Genomic DNA, 17,158 nt, shown 5'->3' with positions numbered 1-17,158 from the left:
TGAGGGCGACCGCCTCGCAAGAGGGCCGCTCGGCCAGGAGAGCAGACGTGACCGTCACCGACCGCATCGCCCTCGATCCCTTCGGCTCGGACATCGTCGCGCAGAGCGCCCGGCTGCGCGCGCTCGGTCCCGTCGTACCGGTCGAACTGCCCGGCGGCATCCCTGCCTGGGCGCCCACCGGCCACGGCTGCCTGAAGGAGCTGATCCTCGATCCCCGGGTCAGCAAGGACGCGCGCCGCCACTGGCGACTGTGGCCGGAGCTGGCCCAGCACCCGTCCTGGAGCTGGATCGCGACCTGGGTGGGGGTGGTCAACATGCTCTCCACCTACGGCGCCGACCACGCCCGGCTGCGCAAGCTGGTCGCGCCGAGTTTCACGCACCGGCGTACCGAGGCGATGCGGCCGAGAGTGGCGGCCCTGACCGCCGAGCTGCTGGACACACTGGCGGCCGACGGGGCCGACGGCCGCGTGGTCGACCTGCGGGCCGGGCTGGCGCATCCGCTGCCGATGCGCATGATCTGCGAACTGCTCGGGGTACCCGAGGAGCTGCGGCCCGCCGCGGCACGGCTCATCGCCGACATCATGGACACCTCCGACTCCAGCCCCGAGTTCGCCGCGTCCGTGCACGAGCGGATCGGCTCGGTGTTCGGCGCGCTGATCGCGCACCGGCGGACGCATCCCGGCGACGACGTCACCACGGAGCTGATCCGGGTCCGCGACGAGGACGGAGACCGGCTCTCGGACGAGGAGTTGCTGCACACGCTGCTGCTGGTGGTGGGAGCCGGGTTCGAGACCACCGTCAATCTCATCGGCAACGCGGTGGTCGCGCTGCTGACCGGCCCGGCGCAGCTGGCGGCGGTGCGCTCCGGGGTGGTGGGCTGGGGCGCGGTGGTCGACGAGACCCTGCGGGTCCATCCGTCCATCGCGGCGCTGCCGCTGCGGTTCGCGATCGAGGATCTGAAGGTGGGGGACGTGATGATCCCGGCCGGTGACGCGATCATCACGACCTATGCGTCCGCGGGCCTGGACCCCGCGCACTACGGCCCCGACGCGGCCGTCTTCGACGCGGCCCGGGACGCCGAGGACCATCTGGCGTTCGGGATCGGTGCGCACCGCTGCATCGGTGCTCCGCTGGCCCGGCTGGAGGCGCTCACGGCGCTGCCCGCGCTGTTCGCCCGGTTCCCGGGCCTGCGCCTGGCCGTGGACGCCGGTGAGCTGCGGCATGTGCCGTCGTTCATCGCACACGGCTGGGAGGAGATCCCGGTCCTGCTGGGGTCCTGAGCCGGAGCGCGGGGCCGCGACCGGTCCCCCGTGCCGGTCGTGCCCCGCGGCCTGCCGAACCTATGTCCCGCTGCCGTACCCGGGACAGTGCACCGGTGCCCGGTGCGGCCCGCCCGGCACTCACCGGTGCACAGACGCGTCCGGTTGGTCCTGGTCCGGCGCACCGAGGCCGGGTACGGGCAGTTCGCCGGTGACGAGCTGGGCGAGGACGACCTCGTACAGGTCGGTGCCGCCGGCCGTCAGCCGGCGCTCCAGCACGGGTTCGGCCGCACGGACGCGTTCGCGCACGGTCTGGGCGTGTACGCCGAGTGCCTGGGCGGCGCGTTCGGCGTGCGCGTCGGCGGCGGTCCAGGCGCGCAGGGTGCCGCGCAGGTCGCGGCCGTCCGTGTCGAGGCGGCCGAGGAGCCCCTCGGCCCAGGAACGCAGCGCGCTCGTGTCGAGCAGCTCGGCGAGCCGGGTCCGGGCCGGCGGACCGGGGGCGCCGCCGCGTGGGTCGTACGTGCCGTGGGCGGCCTCGGTGTTGAGGGCGGCGTGGACGATGGCACGGGCGGTCGCCCGGGAGAGGTCGGCGCCGAGCAGCGCGGCCACCCGGTCCATCCGGGCGCGGACCGTGTTGCGGCTGACGCCCAGCACCTTGGCCGCGTTCACGGCGGTGAACTCCAGGCCCAGCCGGGTGGTGGCGAGCAGTTCCGCGCGCACATGGTGCGGCAGCGCGTCGAGCGGGCGCAGCACGGCGGCGGCCCAGGCCCGTAGCGCGGCGGTGTCCATGAGCTGTGCGGGGCGGGTGCGGGCGGCGTAGACGGCGGCCCGGTCGGGATGGAAGCGGGCCACGGCGAGCGCGGTGACGGCCTGCCCGTAGGCGGTGGCGGTCAGCGCGAGGCGCTGGCGGGGGCTGCCGCCGAGGAAGGTGCCGGGCCGGTCGGCGACGAGGGACCGCAGCCGCTGCCCCACCTCGGCGGACGGGCCGACGACGATGACGTGTTCGTCCACCGCGGGACAGCGCACGACCAGCGCCCGGCCGTCGGTGGCGGCCACGCACGCGTCGGCGAGCCGGTCCCGTTCGACGGCGGTGCCTTCGAGGACGTACACGCGGGCGGTGTCCTCCTCCAGCAGGCCCGGCCACAGCCCGGCGGCGACCCGGCGGGCGGAGACGGTGTCCTCCACCATGAGCAGCTGCAGGATCGCCAGCCGCAGATCGGCCGTGGCCCGCCGCAGCCGCCGCCCGGATTCGGCCAGCTCCCGTTCCCTGAGCAGCAGTTCCAGTACGCCCGCGGTGTGACCGAGGATGTCTGCGGTGCGCCGGTCGAAGGGCGCCGGGCGGGCCACGGCGAGGACGGCCCGGGCCGCCGGTCCGGGCCCCGGATGCCGTATCCCGAGCAGGCGCAGGTGCCGTTCGCCGTCCTGCAGGGCCGCGGCGGAGACCCGGCCGGAGGTGACGTCGGCGACGACGGCGTCGTCGAGCGGCAGGCGCTCCCCGGCGAGCAGGCCACCGCCGGCGTCCTGGAGACACACCGACGCGCGCACGGTCCGGGCGAGCCAGGCGACGAGCCGGCGAAGATCGCGTCCGGCGGGCCGCAGATGGCCGAGCAACTCCTGGGTCCAGGCGTTGTCGCCGCCGTACGGCTGCGGGAACGCCTGGCCTTCGTCCGGTCGGCCGGCCACGTGCCCCTCTCCTCGTCACCGCGTTCACCTGGGTGTACGCGCCGCACGCTACCCCACGCGCCGGACATGGCTCCGCCGGCGGCCCGGGGGGGTGGGCCGCCGGCGGAGACGTCGCGTCCCGGGGCCGGGGGGGAGGCCCGGGACGGCTCACGGGTCCGATGCCCCGGAAACACGGGACGTACGCACGTCGATTCAAGGGTCGGCCGGCCGCAGGCGGCTCGGTCCGTCCCGACCCGCGGCCGACCCGACCGCGCCGCACCGCCACGGGCCGGCCTCGCGAGTGGGGCACGTGGGTGTGTGGGTGCGTGTGGGGTGCGGGGACGGCATAAGCTCGACACGTGGCGAAGTACTTCGACGTGCATCCCGACAACCCGCAGCCGCGCAGCATCGCGCAGATCGCCGACGCGGTGCGCTCGGAAGCGCTCATCGCATACCCGACCGACTCCTGTTACGCGCTGGGCTGCCGGCTGGGCAGCCGGGACGGCATGGACCGGATCCGCTCCATCCGTCATCTGGACGACCGGCACCACTTCACCCTGATGTGCCGGGACTTCGCGCAGCTCGGCCAGTTCGTGCGGGTGGACAACGACGTGTTCCGGGCCGTGAAGGCGTCCACGCCCGGCAGTTACACCTTCATCCTCCCGGCCACCCGCGAGGTGCCGCGCAAGCTGCTGCACCCGAAGAAGAAGACCGTGGGTGTGCGCATCCCCGATCATGTGGTGACCCAGGCGCTGCTGGCCGAACTGGGCGAGCCGCTGCTGTCCAGCACGCTTCTGCTGCCGGACGAGGAGGAGCCGCTGACGCAGGGCTGGGAGATCAAGGACCGGCTCGACCACGCAGTGGACGCGGTGGTCGACTCCGGCGACTGCGGCACCGAGCCGACGACCGTCGTGGACTTCTCCGGCGGCGAGGCGGAGATCGTGCGGCGGGGCGCGGGAGACACCAGCCGGTTCGAGTGAGCACGCGGCACACCGGGTGCGGGGTTGCGGATCTTGCATGACAGCATGGTCCGCAGTCCCGGCGCCGGGGGGTGACTGCCATCCGGCGCCCGTTCCCCCAGGGAGGCCTGCTCACCATGACCGATGTCCAGGGAACCGACCTCGACATCCAGACCGAGGACGGCGTCGCCGACGCCTACCTCGCCCATCCCGCCGACGGGCGCCCGCGTCCGGGCGTGCTGTTCTACCAGGACGCCTACGGCCTGCGCCCGCACCTGAGGTCGATGGCCGACCGGCTGGCCGCCGCCGGCTACACCGTGCTGGTGCCGAACGTGTTCTACCGCCTGGGCCGGACCCCGGTCGTCGAACTGCCCGAGTTCATCGACCCGGGCGCCGATCCGACCATCTGGGACCGGCTGGGCCCGGTCGTGGGCTCGCTGACACCGGATCTGGCCGCGCGGGACGCGGGCGCCTATCTGCGCTGGCTCGCCGACAGCCCGCTGGTCGCCGACGGACCGGTCGCGCTCACCGGTTACTGCATGGGCGCACGGCTGGCCCTGTGGACGGCGGCCGCCCACCCGGAACGGGTCGCGGCGGCGGCCGGGTTCCACGGCGGTCGGCTCGCCACCGACGATCCGCACAGCCCCCATCTGAGCGCCCCGAACATCACCGCGGAGCTGTACTTCGGGCACGCCGACAACGACCACTCGCTGCCCCCGGAGCAGATCGAGCGCTTCGAGAAGGCCCTGACCGAGGCCGGGGTCCGGCACACCTGCGAGGTCTACCCGGGCGCCCAGCACGGCTACACGCAGGCGGACACCCCGGTGTACGACAAGGAGGCCGACGAGCGGCACTGGGCGGCCCTGCTCGGCCTGCTCCAGCGCACCTTCTGACGGTACGTCGACTGCCGGGCCGGTGCCGGTCGAAGGCGTCCACCGCATGGTGGCGCCTTCGACCGGTCCCCTCTGTTTCCCGTTCAACTCATTGACACGGACGCGGCCCACGGCCACGCTGAGAGCGCTCTCAAACAGGTACGGACCAATATCCGTACGACCCCGACCCCACACGGAGGTGGAGAGTGCCTCACGCACGCACACGCCCAGCACTGGCCCTGGCGGCCACCGCGGCCCTGACCGGCGGAGTACTCGCCCTGGGCGCCCCGGACCGCGCCGGTGCGGCCGTGGCAGACACCCTCCCGCTACGGATCACCAACAACTCCGGCCGCTCCGAACCGGTCTACGTCTACGACCTCGGCACCCAGCTGTCCTCCGGGAAACAGGGCTGGGCCGATGCGAACGGCGCCTTCCACGCCTGGCCGGCGGGCGGCAACCCCCCGACGCCCGCTCCGGACGCGGCGATCGACGGCCCGGCCCCCGGACAGTCCAAGACGATCCGGATACCGAAGTTCTCCGGGCGGATCTACTTCTCCTACGGTCACAAGCTCGACTTCCGCCTGACCACCGGAGGCCTCGTGCAGCCGGCCGTGCAGAACCCCTCCGACCCCAACCGGAACATCCTGTTCAACTGGTCCGAGTACACCCTCAATGACTCCGGACTGTGGCTGAACAGCACCCAGGTGGACATGTTCTCGGCGCCGTACGCGGTCGGGGTGCGGCGTTCCGACGGCAGCGTGAGCAGCACCGGATACCTCAAGTCCGGCGGCTACAACGGATTCTTCAACACGCTGCGGGGCCGGTCGGGCGGCTGGGCCGGGCTGATCCAGACCCGCTCCGACGGCACGGTCCTGCGCGCGCTCTCGCCGCTGTACGGCGTGGAGACCGGGGCCCTGCCGGCGAGCGTGATGGACGACTACGTCAACCGGGTCTGGCAGAAGTACACGACGTCGACGCTGACCGTCACACCGTTCGCCGACCAGCCGGACACCAAGTACTACGGCCGGGTGTCGGGTGGCGTCATGAACTTCACCAATGCCTCGGGCGCGGTCGTCACCAGCTTCGCCAAGCCCGACGCGGACAGCGTCTTCGGCTGCCACAAGCTGCTCGACGCGCCCAACGACAATGTCCGGGGCCCCATCTCCCGCACCCTGTGCGCCGGTTTCAACCGTTCGACCCTGCTCGTCAACCCCAACCAGCCGGACACCTCGACGGCCGGCTTCTACCAGGACGCGGTGACGAACCAGTACGCGCGTGCGGTGCATGCACAGATGGCCGACGGCAAGGCCTACGCGTTCGCCTTCGACGACGTCGGCAACCAGGAGTCGCTGGTCCACGACGGCAGTCCGCAGCAGGCGTATCTGACGCTGGATCCGCTCGGCTGACAGGACACGTCACAGCCCCGCACCACCTCCGGGTGCGGGGCCGCGACGGGTGACTCAGCCGGTCGTCAGGGCGGTGTCGTCCACGACGAAGCTGGTCTGCAGCGAGGAGTCCTCCACGCCGTTGAACTTCAGCGTGACCGTCGAGCCCGCCAGCGAGGACAGGTCGAAGGACTTCTGGCTGTAGCCGGCGGCCTTGTTGAGGTTCGAGTAGGTCGCCAGCGTCTTCGAACCCGCGGTCACCGTCAGCTTGTCGTACTGCGTGCCGGTGGTGGTCTCCGCGGTGTCGATGTGCAGGTAGAAGGTCAGGGTCGCCTTGCAGCCCGCGGGGATCGTCACCGACTGGGACAGGGTGTCGGTGTGCGAGGAGCCGTAGCCGTCGAGCCAGGCCTTGTACGAGCCGCTGTGGGCGGCCTCACCGGTGTCGTTGGTGATGACGCCGCTGGTCGCACTCCAGCCGGAGCCTCCGGACTCGAATCCGGGGTTGCTCAGCAACTGGGTCGAGGTGCAACCGCCGCCACCGCCGGAGTTGACCGTCCAGGTGAAGGTCGCGGTACCGGTGGCGCCCGTGGAGTCGGTCACCGTCACCGTGGTGTTGTACGTGCCCGCCGTGGTCGGCGTGCCGGTGATCAGGCCGTTGGAGCTGTTGATCGACAGACCCGCGGGCAGACCGGAGGCGCTGTAGCTCAGCGCGCCGCTGTTGGTGCTGCTCGCCTGGATCTGCAGGCTCACGGCCGTACCGACGGTCGAGGTCTGGCTGCCCGGGTTGGTGACCGTCACTCCGCTGCTCGGCGGAGTGATGTGGCTGCCGACGTTGATACCCGCGAAGGCGTTGCCGACTCCCGCGTACTGCGTGGAGTTGGTGCCGTACAGGGCGGCCGCCGCGTTCAGGGCGGCGGTGCGGGCGGCGGCGTAGTTGGTGCTGGACGTCATGTACGTCGTCAGCGCCTTGTACCAGATCTGCAGCGCGGCGGCCCGGCCGATGCCGGTGACGGCGACGCCGTCGGAGGTCGGGCTGTTGTAGGTGACACCGTTGATGACCTTGGTGCCGCTGCCCTCGGACAGCAGGTAGAACATGTGGTTCGCCGGGCCCGAGGAGTAGTGCACGTCGAGGTTGCCGACGCCCGAATACCAGCTGTCCGCCGAGCCGCCGTCCTTGCTGGGCTTGTCCATGTAGCGCAGCGGGGTGCCGTCGCCGTTGATGTTGATCTTCTCGCCGATGAGGTAGTCACCGGGGTCGGTGGAGTTGTTGGCGTAGAACTCCACGCCGGTGCCCATGATGTCCGAGGTGGCCTCGTTCAGGCCGCCGGACTCACCGGTGTACTCCAGGCCCGCGGTGTTGGAGGTGACACCGTGGCTCATTTCGTGCCCGGCCACGTCCAGCGAGGTCAGCGGGTCGTTGTTGCCGGACCCGTCGCCGTAGGTCATGCAGAAGCAGCCGTCGTCCCAGAAGGCGTTGACGTAGCCGCTGCTGTAGTGGACCCGGCTGTAGGCGGCGACGCCGTCGTTCTTGATGCCGCTGCGGCCGAAGGTGTTCTTGTAGAAGTCCCAGGTCTCCTGCGCGCCGTAGTGGGCGTCCGCGCCCGCGGTCGCGGCGTTGGAGTTGGTGCCGTCGCCCCAGGTGTCGCTGGACTGCGAGAACAGGGTGCCGGTGCCCGAGGTGCCGTGGTTGAGGTTGTACGTCTTGTGGCCGCCGCGCGTCCCGTCGTTCAGCGTGTACGTCGAACCGGACTGGGTCGTGGTGAGCGTGACCTGCCCGCTGTAGTGGGTGTTGCCCGTGCCGGTCCTGATCGCCTGGTAGCGGTACAGCTCCTTGCCGGTGGTGGCGTCGGTGATGACGTGCAGCTGGCTGGGCGTGCCGTCGTCCTGGAAGCCGCCGACGACGGTCTCCCAGGCGAGCTTCGGAGTACCGGTGCCCGCCCAGATCACCTTGCGGGCGCTGTCGGTGGTGGGCTTCTTGGCGTCGAGCGCCTTGGCGGCCTTCAGGGCCTTGGTCTCGGCGGCCGACTTGGCGAAGGCCGCGGTGGTGGAGGCGACCTTGATCCTGTGCTTGTTGTTGTACGTGGTGCTCACGGTGCCCGCGGCCAGGGAGGCGGGCGGGGTGTGCACGACGAGGTCGCCGCCGAGGACGGGGAGGCCGGCGTACGTGCGCTCGTACCGCGTGTGCAGGGTGCCGTCGTTGTCCTTGACGACGTCCTTGACGACCAGCTTCTCCTTGGCGCCGAGGCCGAGGGTGCGGGCGGTCGCGGCGGTCTTCTGCCGGGCGCTCTCGATCAGCGCCTGGTGCTGGGCCGGGCTGAGCCTGGCCTCCAGGCCGCCGGCGCGCAGCGGGCTGGGGTGGGGAGCGGCGGGCTTGGCGGCCGCCGGGGTGGCCTGGAGGCCGACGGCGAGGAGAGCCGCGGTGGAGAGCAGGGCGGCTCCGACCGCGGCACGCTTGTGACCGCTGGGGGAAAGGGGTCTGTGGCGAACGGGTCTGTGGGGAAGACGTCTCACTCGTACTCCTCCTGCTGCGGTCGCCGGGTCGCGACCGGTGACAGACGGGCAGACGGGTCTGCTGCCCGGGTGAGCTGAGCTGTGCGGGACCGTGATCCGTGCACACACCGGGGATGTGCGGTGTGTGGGGGAAGGATTCCAGCCTTGACCCGCACATGTCAGCCATGGGCGGGTATTCAAGGGTTTTCCCTATGCCGGTCCCCACCGGTGCGGGGGCCGTCGTCGACGCCCGACTCCCGCGGCCGCGTACGCGGCATCCCCGGAGGGATCCGTCACCGTTCGTCGCGTAGCCGAAGAAGGTACACCGCAGTCAGTGCGACGGCACGGTCCTCGTCATGCGACAGCTCCACGAGGGCATGTGACGCCGTTGTCCCCGGGATGTCCGCCAGCGCCTGGGTCAGCCGTCCGCGTGCAGGCGCTTCAGTGGTGCTGTGAGCGAGGCGGTCGACGAGCCTGCTCGCGATCTGATCCGCTGTCGCGGTGTCGCTCGCCAGCACGCTCAGGGCATCGGCTGCATCGGTGTCGTTCCTGCCCTCCACGATCATCTCGATGAGCGTGGGGACCGCATCGGCCATTCCCCGTGTCCCGAGTGCCACAGCCGCACACCCGCGGACCGCGGCGTCGGGGTTCGCGAGAGCCTCCTGCAGCCGCGCGGTGGCCTCACCCCCCGGCAGCTCGGCGAGGGACCGGACGGCACGTTCACGCACCGCGGCCACCGGGGAGCCGAGGCCCTCCGCCAGCAGTGCCGGTACGCCGTCGCCCGATCGCGCCAGCGCCCATCGCAGGGCTCCGGCCACGTTCGGCTCCGTCTCGCTCAGTGCCGCCTCGACCAGGGCCTCCACCGGCACCGGAACCTCGTCGACCGAGCAAAGGGCCGCGCGCTGGCGCGCGTCGGCGCTCTTCGAACCCAGTGCCTGGAGGAGCGCGACGATCTGGAGGACGTCCTCCCAGCCGGCGGGGTCCGCGGCATCGATCCGGCGGAGCCGTGTGAGCAGTTCGGTCTCGGCTGCGATGCGGTCGCGTGTCTGGCGGATGAGGCCGTCGACGAGCCCCGAGGGGGTGAAGCCGGGATCGTCGAGCGCGCGCCCGATCTCACGCAGTGACAGCCCCAGCGATCGCAGGCTCTCGACATGGAAGATCCGCCGGATGTCGTCCTCGGAGTACTCCCGATAACCGGAGCCCGTACGCCCCGTAGGCCGCACCAGACCCAGCGACTCGTAATGCCGGAGCATGCGAGCACTGACCCCGGACCGTCGCGCCACCTCACCGATCAACACGCCCTATCGTCCCTCCTGGCCGGACCCGCCGAGGGCCACGACGCGCTTCGCCTCCTCGATCGCGAACTCGAATCCGGTGTCCGGCTCGCGCAGCAGCCGTTGTGTGGCGAGCGCGTGCGCGCGCACATGCGGGTCAGGGGCCGTCGTCGCAGCATGCAGAGTCGGCAGAACCACTTCACCCAGCGCGACCAGCGCCCGGCTGAGACTCAGCTGCGTCTCCCGCTCACCGCGCCCGAGCTGCGTGGCCAGCACCGCGGCCAGCGCGGACTCCTCGCCTTCCGGCACGAGCACGACCGCGGCCCGCCAGGCGCTCCGTGCCACCTCGTCGTCCGCGTCGGACAACAACGCCCGTGTGATCGCCGGCCACGCCTGCCGGTCCCCGATCTTGGACAGCGTGTGCAGCGCCTGGCTCCGCGCCTGCGCACGTTCCGAGCGCACCTCACGCAGCAGTCCGGGAAGCGTCATGGACACCGGGTGGCGGGTGAGCGCCCAGGTCAGCATGTCGCGGACGAAGAACTCGGGCTCGATCGCGCATCGTTCGACGAGCTTGTCGACGAAGCGCGGGTCGGGCGTCGTGCCGACCGCCAGGGCAGCCCGCAGTCGCACGGACGAACGGCCGTCCTCCAACCCCTGCAGCGCCCCTGTCGCATCCGGGTCCTGTCTTGTGATCGTCATCGAGACCACCTCCTCGGCAAGCAGTGAAGACCCTGTCACCGTGTCAAGGTCAAACAGGCGTGGACGGCGTCCTCTCCGGAGGCGCACGACGCCGGGCCCCGCCAACCGGCGCTGACCGGCGCGTTGTTACCGTGCGGTGCGTGTCTGACTCCTCGCGCGATACCGCACAGGGCGCCGGCTGGGGCTCGGCCGAGCCCGGTGCCTACCAGCAGCTGATGCCGGACCACGTCGAGAAACTGTCGTGGCTGAATCCGCGGACTCTGTGGGCCGCCCGCAACGGCGTGCTGGCGTCCTGGTTCGGTGATCCGACCGGCCGCACCCGCAGTCGCTGGGTGGCGCGCCGGGAGGCGGCCGGGGCGCCCGCCGACAAGGTGATCCGGCGGGAGGTCTCCGACTCGTTCTCGTTCATGGTCATCGGAGACACCGGCGAGGGCGACGACTCCCAGTACGCCGTCGTGCCAGGGTTTCTGAAAGCAAGTCGGGGCACCGACTTCGCGGTGATCGCGAGCGACGTGATCTACCCGGTGGGCAGCGCCGACGACTACGACAGCAAGTTCTTCCGTCCCTACCAGGACTATCCGGCGCCCATCTTCGCGATACCGGGCAATCACGACTGGTACGAGGACCTGGGCGCCTTCATGCGCGTCTTCTGTGCCGACACCCCGCCGCTCGCCCCCGAGCCCCGGCCGCGCCCGCTCACCCGCGCCTGGTGGCGCGCCCTGCTGTGGCACCGGCCCGGCCCGGCCGACGAGCAACGGCTGGCCGCCGCACGGGCCTTGCGGTCGGCCCCGGGCCAACAGGCCGCGCAGCCCGGGCCGTACTGGGCGATCGACGCGGGCCCGGTACGGATCGTCGGCATCGACACCGGTCTGCTCGGCACGCTCGACGCCGAACAGGGCGCCTGGCTGCGCGAGGTGTCGAAGGGGCCGAAGCCGAAGATCCTCATCACCGGGTCGCCGCTGTACGTCGACGGCGAGCACCACCCGTGTGCGATCGGCGGTGGTGGGACGGTGGACGACATCGTCCGGGACCCGGAGCACCACTACGTGGCCGCGATCGGCGGCGACATCCACAACTACCAGCGCTACCCGGTCGCCGTGGACGGCCGCACCATCCAGTACGTGGTCGCGGGCGGCGGCGGGGCGTTCATGCACGCCACGCACACCATCCCGCGGGTGTCGGTCGCGGGCGTCACCGAGCGGGACTTCCGCTGCTATCCGCTGCGCGGCGACTCGCTGGCCTTCTACAGCCGCCTGTACGGCCGCCGGCTGCGGCTGCGCCGCTTCTTCACCCTGACCGAGGCGGAGGCGACCGCGGTCGTCGCCGAACGCCTCGGCATCGAGCCGGGCCGCAAGGCCGACCCCGACACCCGGATCACCCGGCGCACCCGTCTCGTCGCGAGCCTGCTCGGCACCGGTGGGCGTCCGGATCGTACATCCCGGTTCCGGCTGCCCGTGCGCAAGGTCTACACCCAGTTGTTCTCGCCCGGCTCGGCCACCTACAGCCCGCCGTTCTTCAAGTGCTTCCTGCGGCTGGACGTGACCGCGGAAGCGGTCCGGCTGCGCTGCTTCGCCGCGACCGGCAACCGGGCCCAGGAAGTCGATCCGCCGGTCGAGGACGAGATCGTCATTCCGCTGAAGTGATCACACGGTTGTCACAGTCGCCTGCGAGAATCACCTGCAGCCGGAAGCGACGTACGACCGCTGGAGGAGCCCGTGCCGTCCACCGCCCGCCCGCTGCGCAAGCTGGGTTTCCTCACGATCGGCCTGTTCGACCCGGCGGACCCGGCCCGGGGCCACGCGTCCACGCTGGAGATCATCGAGCTGGGCGAGCGGCTCGGCTTCGACACCGCGTGGCTGCGCCACCGTCACCTCCAGTACGGCATCTCCTCGCCGGTCGCCGTCCTCGCCGCCGCTTCCCAGCGCACCCGCCGGATCGAGCTGGGCACCGCGGTGACCCCGCTCGGCTGGGAGAACCCGCTGCGGCTCGCCGAGGACCTGGCGACGGTGGACATCCTGTCCGGGGGCCGGCTGAACCCGGGCGTCAGTGTGGGCCCGCCGATGCACTTCGAGCAGGTCAAGGGCGCCCTGTACCCGGACACGGCCGACACCGAGGACTTCTCCTACGAGAGGGTGCGGCGGCTGCTGGACCTGGTGCGCGGCAAGCCCGCGAGCGACTTCAGCGGGGTCGAGGGCTTCGAAGTGTTCGCGGACGTGGTGCAGCCGCAGTCGCCCGGGCTCGGCCGGCGCATGTGGTACGGCGGCGGCAGCCTCGGCTCGGCGCGCTGGGCGGGCGAGCACGGCATGAACTTCCTGACCAGCAGCGTGGTCAAGGCCGAACAGCCGGACGGCCCCTGGGACTTCGCCGAGATCCAGCTGTCCCTCATCCGGGAGTTCCGCGCCCGTCACCCCGACGGTGAGGCAGCCCGGGTCTCGCACGGCCTGGTCGTGATCCCCACCGACTCCGCGAGCCCCGAGCAGCGCGCCAAGTACGAGGCGTACGCGGCGAAGCGGCTGCCGCGTACGGCCTCCCCGCAAGGGCCAGCCCGGCTGCTGTTCGCCCCGGACCTGGTCGGCACCTGCGACGAGATCGCCGAACGGCTGCGCGCGCACGCCGCGTTCCGCGAGGTGGACGAGGTGGCCTTCGCCCTGCCGTTCACCTTCGAGCACGGGGACTACGTACAGATCCTGACAGACATGGCGACGAAGCTGGGCCCGGCGCTGGGGTGGCGACCGGCGGCCTGACCCGGGTGTGCCCGCTGTGGGCGCGGTCACGAGACGTCCGCTGCCGCCGGCACCGCCCAACCGCCTACCAGCGGCCCACCGCCGTACCCGTGACGGCCTCGGACCGCCGGCCGTCAACCCCCACCGGCACGTCTCCGGCGAGCATCACCCGGTGCATGATCCGGGGGAAACCGAGGTGGGCGTTGTCGCCCGGGGCGAGGTGGATGGTGGCCCGGTTGTCCCAGAAGGCGACGCTGCCCGGCTCCCAGCGGAAGCGGACGGTGTACTCGGGGCGCACGGCCTGCTCCAGGAGCATCTCCAGCAGGGCCGCGCTCTCCGGCCGGGAGACGTCGGTGATCTGTTCCACGTAGTAACCGTTGACGAACAGCACCCGCTCCCCCGTCTCCGGGTGCACTCGGACCAGCGGGTGCACCGAGGCGACCTGGTGGTCGAGCAGATGGCGCAGGTACGCGTCGTCGCCGGCACGGGGCTGGTAGCCCACGCCCAGCCGGTGCTCGGCACGCAGCCCGTCCACGAAGGCCCGCACCGGCGCCGAGAGGCCGGCGTAGGCGGCGGCCAGGTTGGCCCAGGTGGTGTCGCCCCCGTAGGGCGGTACGGTCTCGGCGCGCAGGACGGTCGCGGCCGGCGGGTCGATCCGGGCGCCGTGATCGCAGTGCCAGCCGCGCAGCAGGGTGTGCCGGCGGCGCCGCAGCCACTCCTCGTGGTCCATGCCGAAGCGGCCGCCCAGTTCCAGACGGTCGGCGGTCGTCTCGATCTCGGGGAAGTCCTCCGGTGAGGCACTGCCGCGGCGGCCCAGGACGACGGGTTCGCCGAAGCGGCGGGCGAAGGCGACATGCCGGGCATGGTCCAGTTCCTGCCCGCGGAAGAACACCACCTTCCAGCGCAGCACGGCCTGCCGGATCAGGGCCACCACGGAGTCGTCGAGCGGTCCGGCGAGGTCGACGCCGGTGATCTCGGCTCCGATGCGCCCGGCGACCGGCCTCACCGCCACCCCCTCGACCCGATCCGTCTGATCCGCGGTGGCCCTGTGCGTCGTCATGCGCGCTCCGATGCTCGTCCGAACCGGCTGCACTCCCGATCGTGTCACCCCGGGCCTCACCCGGTCGCGCGGATCGCCGTCGGGCACGGGGTGACACCGGGGCAGGTACGGCCTGACCCTGACCCGGGTCGGGTACGGCGCCATGCCGCCGGCCGGGCCGCACGTCTTCGGGCCGCCGAAGGACCGTGACCGGGCGGTGGCGGTGCTCCGCGCGGCCCCAGGACCTGAAGGCGCAGCTGTACGACAACCTGCGGAACCTCGGGGTGGAGGCGCTGGACGTCGTCACGACGCGGTCGCCGAGCTGAACGCCATCGGGGGCTGAACGTCAGCGCGGGCTGAACGACCCGGCCCGGGGTACCCGGGGCCCGTGAGGCGGACGTAGGGGAAGGAGCCGCAGGTGGCAGCGGAGGACCGGCTGCGGACGTACCGCGGCAGGCGCGACTTCGAGCGGACCCGTGAACCCTCGGGCCACGAGCCCCGGGCCGGGAGCGACGAGCCCCACTTCGTGGTGCAGATCCACGACGCGCGGCGGATGCACTTCGACTTCCGTCTCCAGGTCGACGACGTCCTGAAGTCCTGGTCCGTCCCGAAGGGACCGTCCACCGATCCCGCCGACAAGCGGCTGGCCGTGCCGACCGAGGACCATCCGCTGGACTACGAGGACTTCGAGGGCGTGATCCCGAAGGGCGAGTACGGCGGCGGCACGGTGATCGTGTGGGACCGCGGCACCTACGAGCCGCTCAGCCACGACCGCCGGGGGCGCCCGGTGGAATTCGCGGAGTCCCTGGAACGCGGGCATGCCACCTTCCGGCTGCACGGGACCAAGCTGCACGGCGAGTACGCGCTGACCCGGTTCCGCAGCGGCGAGGGCGAGGAGGAGGCCTGGCTGCTGGTGCGCAAGGGGCCGGCACGCTCGGACGGGCACGGCACGCCGGATCCCCGACGGGCCCGCTCGGTGCGCACCGGCCGCACGCTCGCGCAGGTCGCCGCCGACGGGGACGGGTGAGCCCCGGTGCCGGGGCTGCCGGCGGCACTCCCGGCCGACCGGCGGCGGCTGCGGCGGATGGGGCTGACCCGGCGGCGACATCGAGGCGTCCGGGGTCGCGGTGACGTACTACGTCTTCGGTCTGCTGCGCCGGGCACTGTCCTTCCGTGCCCCGCTGCGGCTGACCCCGCATCGCAACGCGGGCGGCGCCGAGTTGCTGGACCGGGCCTGGCCTGTGCCCGGGGCTGGGAGGGGCTGATCGCCAAGCGGGCCGACGTGCCGTACCGGACGCGCCGGTCCACGGACTGGCTGAAGCTCACGTGTGCATGGGGGCAGGAGTTCATGATCGGCGGCTTCACCGAACCGGCGGGCAGCCGGGTCGGGTCGGGTGCGCTGCTCCTCGGTCACTACGAGGGTGACCGGCCGCGGTCCAGTGATCAGGTGCCGGGCAGTGCCTGTTCGGCCCCGTGCGGACAGCGCTGCCGGCATCGGCGGCCAGGTGTCCGGGCGACGCGTCGGGGCAGGCGGTGAGGGCCACCTCATCGAGGTGGTCCTCCCGGTGGGGCAGCTGGACTGTGCCGGCCCGTGCGGCGATTGGGTCCGACGGGAGGTCCTCAAGGACGTTCCGGTTGCACGGGCGCATCAAGCGCGCGAGCGGTCCCGCTCATCCGGCGCCGCAAGGGGCGGATCAGCCCTTGTGGACGCGCAGGGCGGCGAGGGCCCGGTCGGCGTGGGTGTTCATGCGCAGTTCGCTGCGGACGATCTCCAGCACCGTGCGGTCCTGGGCGATCACGAAGGTGACGCGTTTGGTGGGGGCGAGGGAGAAGCCGCGCCGGACGCCGAACCGCTCACGGACCGTGCCCTCGGCGTCGGAGAGCAGGGGCATGCCGAGGCCGTGCCGGTCGGCGAACTCCTGCTGCTTGGCGACGCCGTCGCCGCTGATACCGACGGGCCGGGCACCGGCCGCGGCGAATTCGGCGGCGAGGTCGCGGAAGTGGCAGGCCTCGGCGGTGCAGCCGGGGGTGAGCGCGGCCGGGTAGAAGAAGAGCACGACCGGGCCGTCGGCCAGCAGCTCGGTGAGCCGGCGGATGGTGCCGGTCTCGTCGGGGAGGGCGAAGTCCTCGACCTTGTCCCCGACCTCGATGCGTTCCGTCATGACCGTCCCTTCTCGTTGCGGGCAACTCCTCGCGCCCACAGGACCAGCGGCACCTGCAGCGGCAGCCGCGCGAGAGCGGCCGTCCGCAGCGGCGCGGGCCGGTGCCGCCAGTCCGCGGCCATCTGCACGTTCGCCGGGAACACCCCGACGAAGAAGGCCGCGGCCGCCTTTGCGGCGACCGCGCGCGTCCGGGGTGCGGCGATCCCGGCGGCGAGCGCCAGCTCCACGACTCCGCTGCCGTAGGTCCATGCCCTGGGCGAGCCGGGCAGCCGACGCGGAATGGTGGCGTCGAAGGGGCGCGGGGTGGCGAAGTGGGCGACCCCCGCCGCGGCCAGCAGGCCGGCGAGCAGCAGGGGCGAGCGTTCGGACCGGGGCACGTTTCCTCCTGTGGTGGCCTGCCGCCGGATACTACTGGACGGTAGGTCCGTGGTGTCCCGCTGCAGCCCCCAACTGATCGGGTACGCGAGGAAGTCGTCGACCATGCGGTGAGAGAGGCTCGCCATCTGCCGCAGGCCCTCGGGCCGCCAGTCGGCGAGAGCGAGCTGCACACCCCGGGTTCCGTGCTGCGGCGCGCGCACCTGTCCCGGGGGACGTCCCGCCGTCCCCGGGGACGGCGGGACGGCATGGCGACGGT

14 protein-coding genes and 2 pseudogenes are annotated in these 17,158 nt (G+C 72.1%); 8 read left to right on the top strand and 8 right to left on the bottom strand.

Annotation, left to right across the window (positions count from 1 at the left end; translation table 11 throughout):
* Positions 1-47 precede the first annotated feature (47 nt).
* Entirely contained in the window at positions 48-1,280 is a 1,233-nt protein-coding gene (locus tag ACZ41I_RS13575; RefSeq protein WP_399767324.1) for a cytochrome P450, read from the top strand.
* A 120-nt stretch (positions 1,281-1,400) separates the two neighbouring features.
* Here the strand turns inward: ACZ41I_RS13575 and ACZ41I_RS13570 are convergent, their stop codons facing one another.
* Positions 1,401-2,942: a helix-turn-helix domain-containing protein gene (locus ACZ41I_RS13570; protein ID WP_468514114.1), complete on the bottom strand. Its 1,542-nt coding sequence runs from the start codon at positions 2,940-2,942 to the stop codon at positions 1,401-1,403.
* 338 nt (positions 2,943-3,280) lie between these two features.
* On the opposite strand from ACZ41I_RS13570, the gene ACZ41I_RS13565 reads away from it, so the two are divergent.
* The 3 genes from ACZ41I_RS13565 to ACZ41I_RS13555 all read left to right on the top strand — a co-directional run bounded on the left by ACZ41I_RS13565 (position 3,281) and on the right by ACZ41I_RS13555 (position 6,158).
* Positions 3,281-3,901: an L-threonylcarbamoyladenylate synthase gene (locus ACZ41I_RS13565; protein WP_363220015.1), complete on the top strand. Its 621-nt coding sequence runs from the start codon at positions 3,281-3,283 to the stop codon at positions 3,899-3,901.
* 116 nt (positions 3,902-4,017) lie between these two features.
* The gene (locus tag ACZ41I_RS13560; protein WP_468324069.1) at positions 4,018-4,773 is read left to right on the top strand and encodes a dienelactone hydrolase family protein; all 756 of its coding nucleotides are present in this window, start codon (positions 4,018-4,020) and stop codon (positions 4,771-4,773) included.
* 185 nt (positions 4,774-4,958) lie between these two features.
* Positions 4,959-6,158, top strand: a complete 1,200-nt coding sequence (locus ACZ41I_RS13555) for a glycoside hydrolase family 64 protein (protein WP_468514113.1) — start codon at positions 4,959-4,961, stop codon at positions 6,156-6,158.
* Positions 6,159-6,212: 54 nt separating this feature from the next.
* Here the strand turns inward: ACZ41I_RS13555 and ACZ41I_RS13550 are convergent, their stop codons facing one another.
* The 3 genes from ACZ41I_RS13550 to ACZ41I_RS13540 all read right to left on the bottom strand — a co-directional run bounded on the left by ACZ41I_RS13550 (position 6,213) and on the right by ACZ41I_RS13540 (position 10,600).
* Positions 6,213-8,648, bottom strand: coding sequence for a M4 family metallopeptidase (locus tag ACZ41I_RS13550; protein WP_468514112.1), 2,436 nt, complete (start codon positions 8,646-8,648; stop codon positions 6,213-6,215).
* A gap of 272 nt (positions 8,649-8,920) precedes the next feature.
* On the bottom strand, positions 8,921-9,925 hold the full coding sequence (locus ACZ41I_RS13545; protein ID WP_399767312.1) for a MerR family transcriptional regulator: 1,005 nt from the start codon (positions 9,923-9,925) through the stop codon (positions 8,921-8,923).
* 3 nt (positions 9,926-9,928) lie between these two features.
* On the bottom strand, positions 9,929-10,600 hold the full coding sequence (locus ACZ41I_RS13540) for a HEAT repeat domain-containing protein (RefSeq protein WP_468514111.1): 672 nt from the start codon (positions 10,598-10,600) through the stop codon (positions 9,929-9,931).
* 140 nt (positions 10,601-10,740) lie between these two features.
* Between ACZ41I_RS13540 and ACZ41I_RS13535 the strand changes: the two genes are divergently transcribed.
* Together ACZ41I_RS13535 and ACZ41I_RS13530 are read left to right on the top strand one after the other, a co-directional pair.
* Positions 10,741-12,243: a metallophosphoesterase family protein gene (locus ACZ41I_RS13535; RefSeq protein ID WP_468514110.1), complete on the top strand. Its 1,503-nt coding sequence runs from the start codon at positions 10,741-10,743 to the stop codon at positions 12,241-12,243.
* Positions 12,244-12,315: 72 nt separating this feature from the next.
* Positions 12,316-13,344 (top strand): LLM class flavin-dependent oxidoreductase, encoded by a 1,029-nt coding sequence (locus ACZ41I_RS13530; protein ID WP_399767306.1) that lies wholly within the window; start codon positions 12,316-12,318, stop codon positions 13,342-13,344.
* Between the two features lie 64 nt (positions 13,345-13,408).
* On the opposite strand, the gene ACZ41I_RS13525 is transcribed toward ACZ41I_RS13530, so the two are convergent.
* On the bottom strand, positions 13,409-14,383 hold the full coding sequence (locus ACZ41I_RS13525) for a TauD/TfdA dioxygenase family protein (RefSeq protein WP_468514109.1): 975 nt from the start codon (positions 14,381-14,383) through the stop codon (positions 13,409-13,411).
* A gap of 397 nt (positions 14,384-14,780) precedes the next feature.
* Between ACZ41I_RS13525 and ACZ41I_RS13520 the strand changes: the two genes are divergently transcribed.
* Together ACZ41I_RS13520 and ACZ41I_RS13515 are read left to right on the top strand one after the other, a co-directional pair.
* Positions 14,781-15,389, top strand: coding sequence for a DNA polymerase ligase N-terminal domain-containing protein (locus tag ACZ41I_RS13520; protein WP_468514108.1), 609 nt, complete (start codon positions 14,781-14,783; stop codon positions 15,387-15,389).
* An 85-nt stretch (positions 15,390-15,474) separates the two neighbouring features.
* A pseudogene (locus tag ACZ41I_RS13515) lies at positions 15,475-15,812 on the top strand (non-homologous end-joining DNA ligase); the annotation flags it as partial.
* 244 nt (positions 15,813-16,056) lie between these two features.
* Here the strand turns inward: ACZ41I_RS13515 and ACZ41I_RS13510 are convergent.
* The 3 genes and pseudogenes from ACZ41I_RS13510 to ACZ41I_RS13500 all read right to left on the bottom strand — a co-directional run.
* Positions 16,057-16,524, bottom strand: coding sequence for a peroxiredoxin (locus ACZ41I_RS13510; RefSeq protein ID WP_399767291.1), 468 nt, complete (start codon positions 16,522-16,524; stop codon positions 16,057-16,059).
* Complete coding sequence (locus ACZ41I_RS13505) at positions 16,521-16,901, bottom strand: DoxX family protein (RefSeq protein ID WP_399768392.1); 381 nt, start codon at positions 16,899-16,901, stop codon at positions 16,521-16,523. Before ACZ41I_RS13505 ends, ACZ41I_RS13510 begins: the two co-directional genes overlap by 4 nt.
* A gap of 81 nt (positions 16,902-16,982) precedes the next feature.
* Positions 16,983-17,084: pseudogene (locus ACZ41I_RS13500) on the bottom strand (MarR family transcriptional regulator); the annotation flags it as partial.
* Positions 17,085-17,158: the final 74 nt, after the last annotated feature.

The sequence above is a fragment of the Streptomyces sp. NPDC030799 genome, from assembly GCF_055572255.1.
Note: the sequence above shows the minus strand (reverse complement) of the source record. Positions and strands in the feature narration are given on the sequence as shown.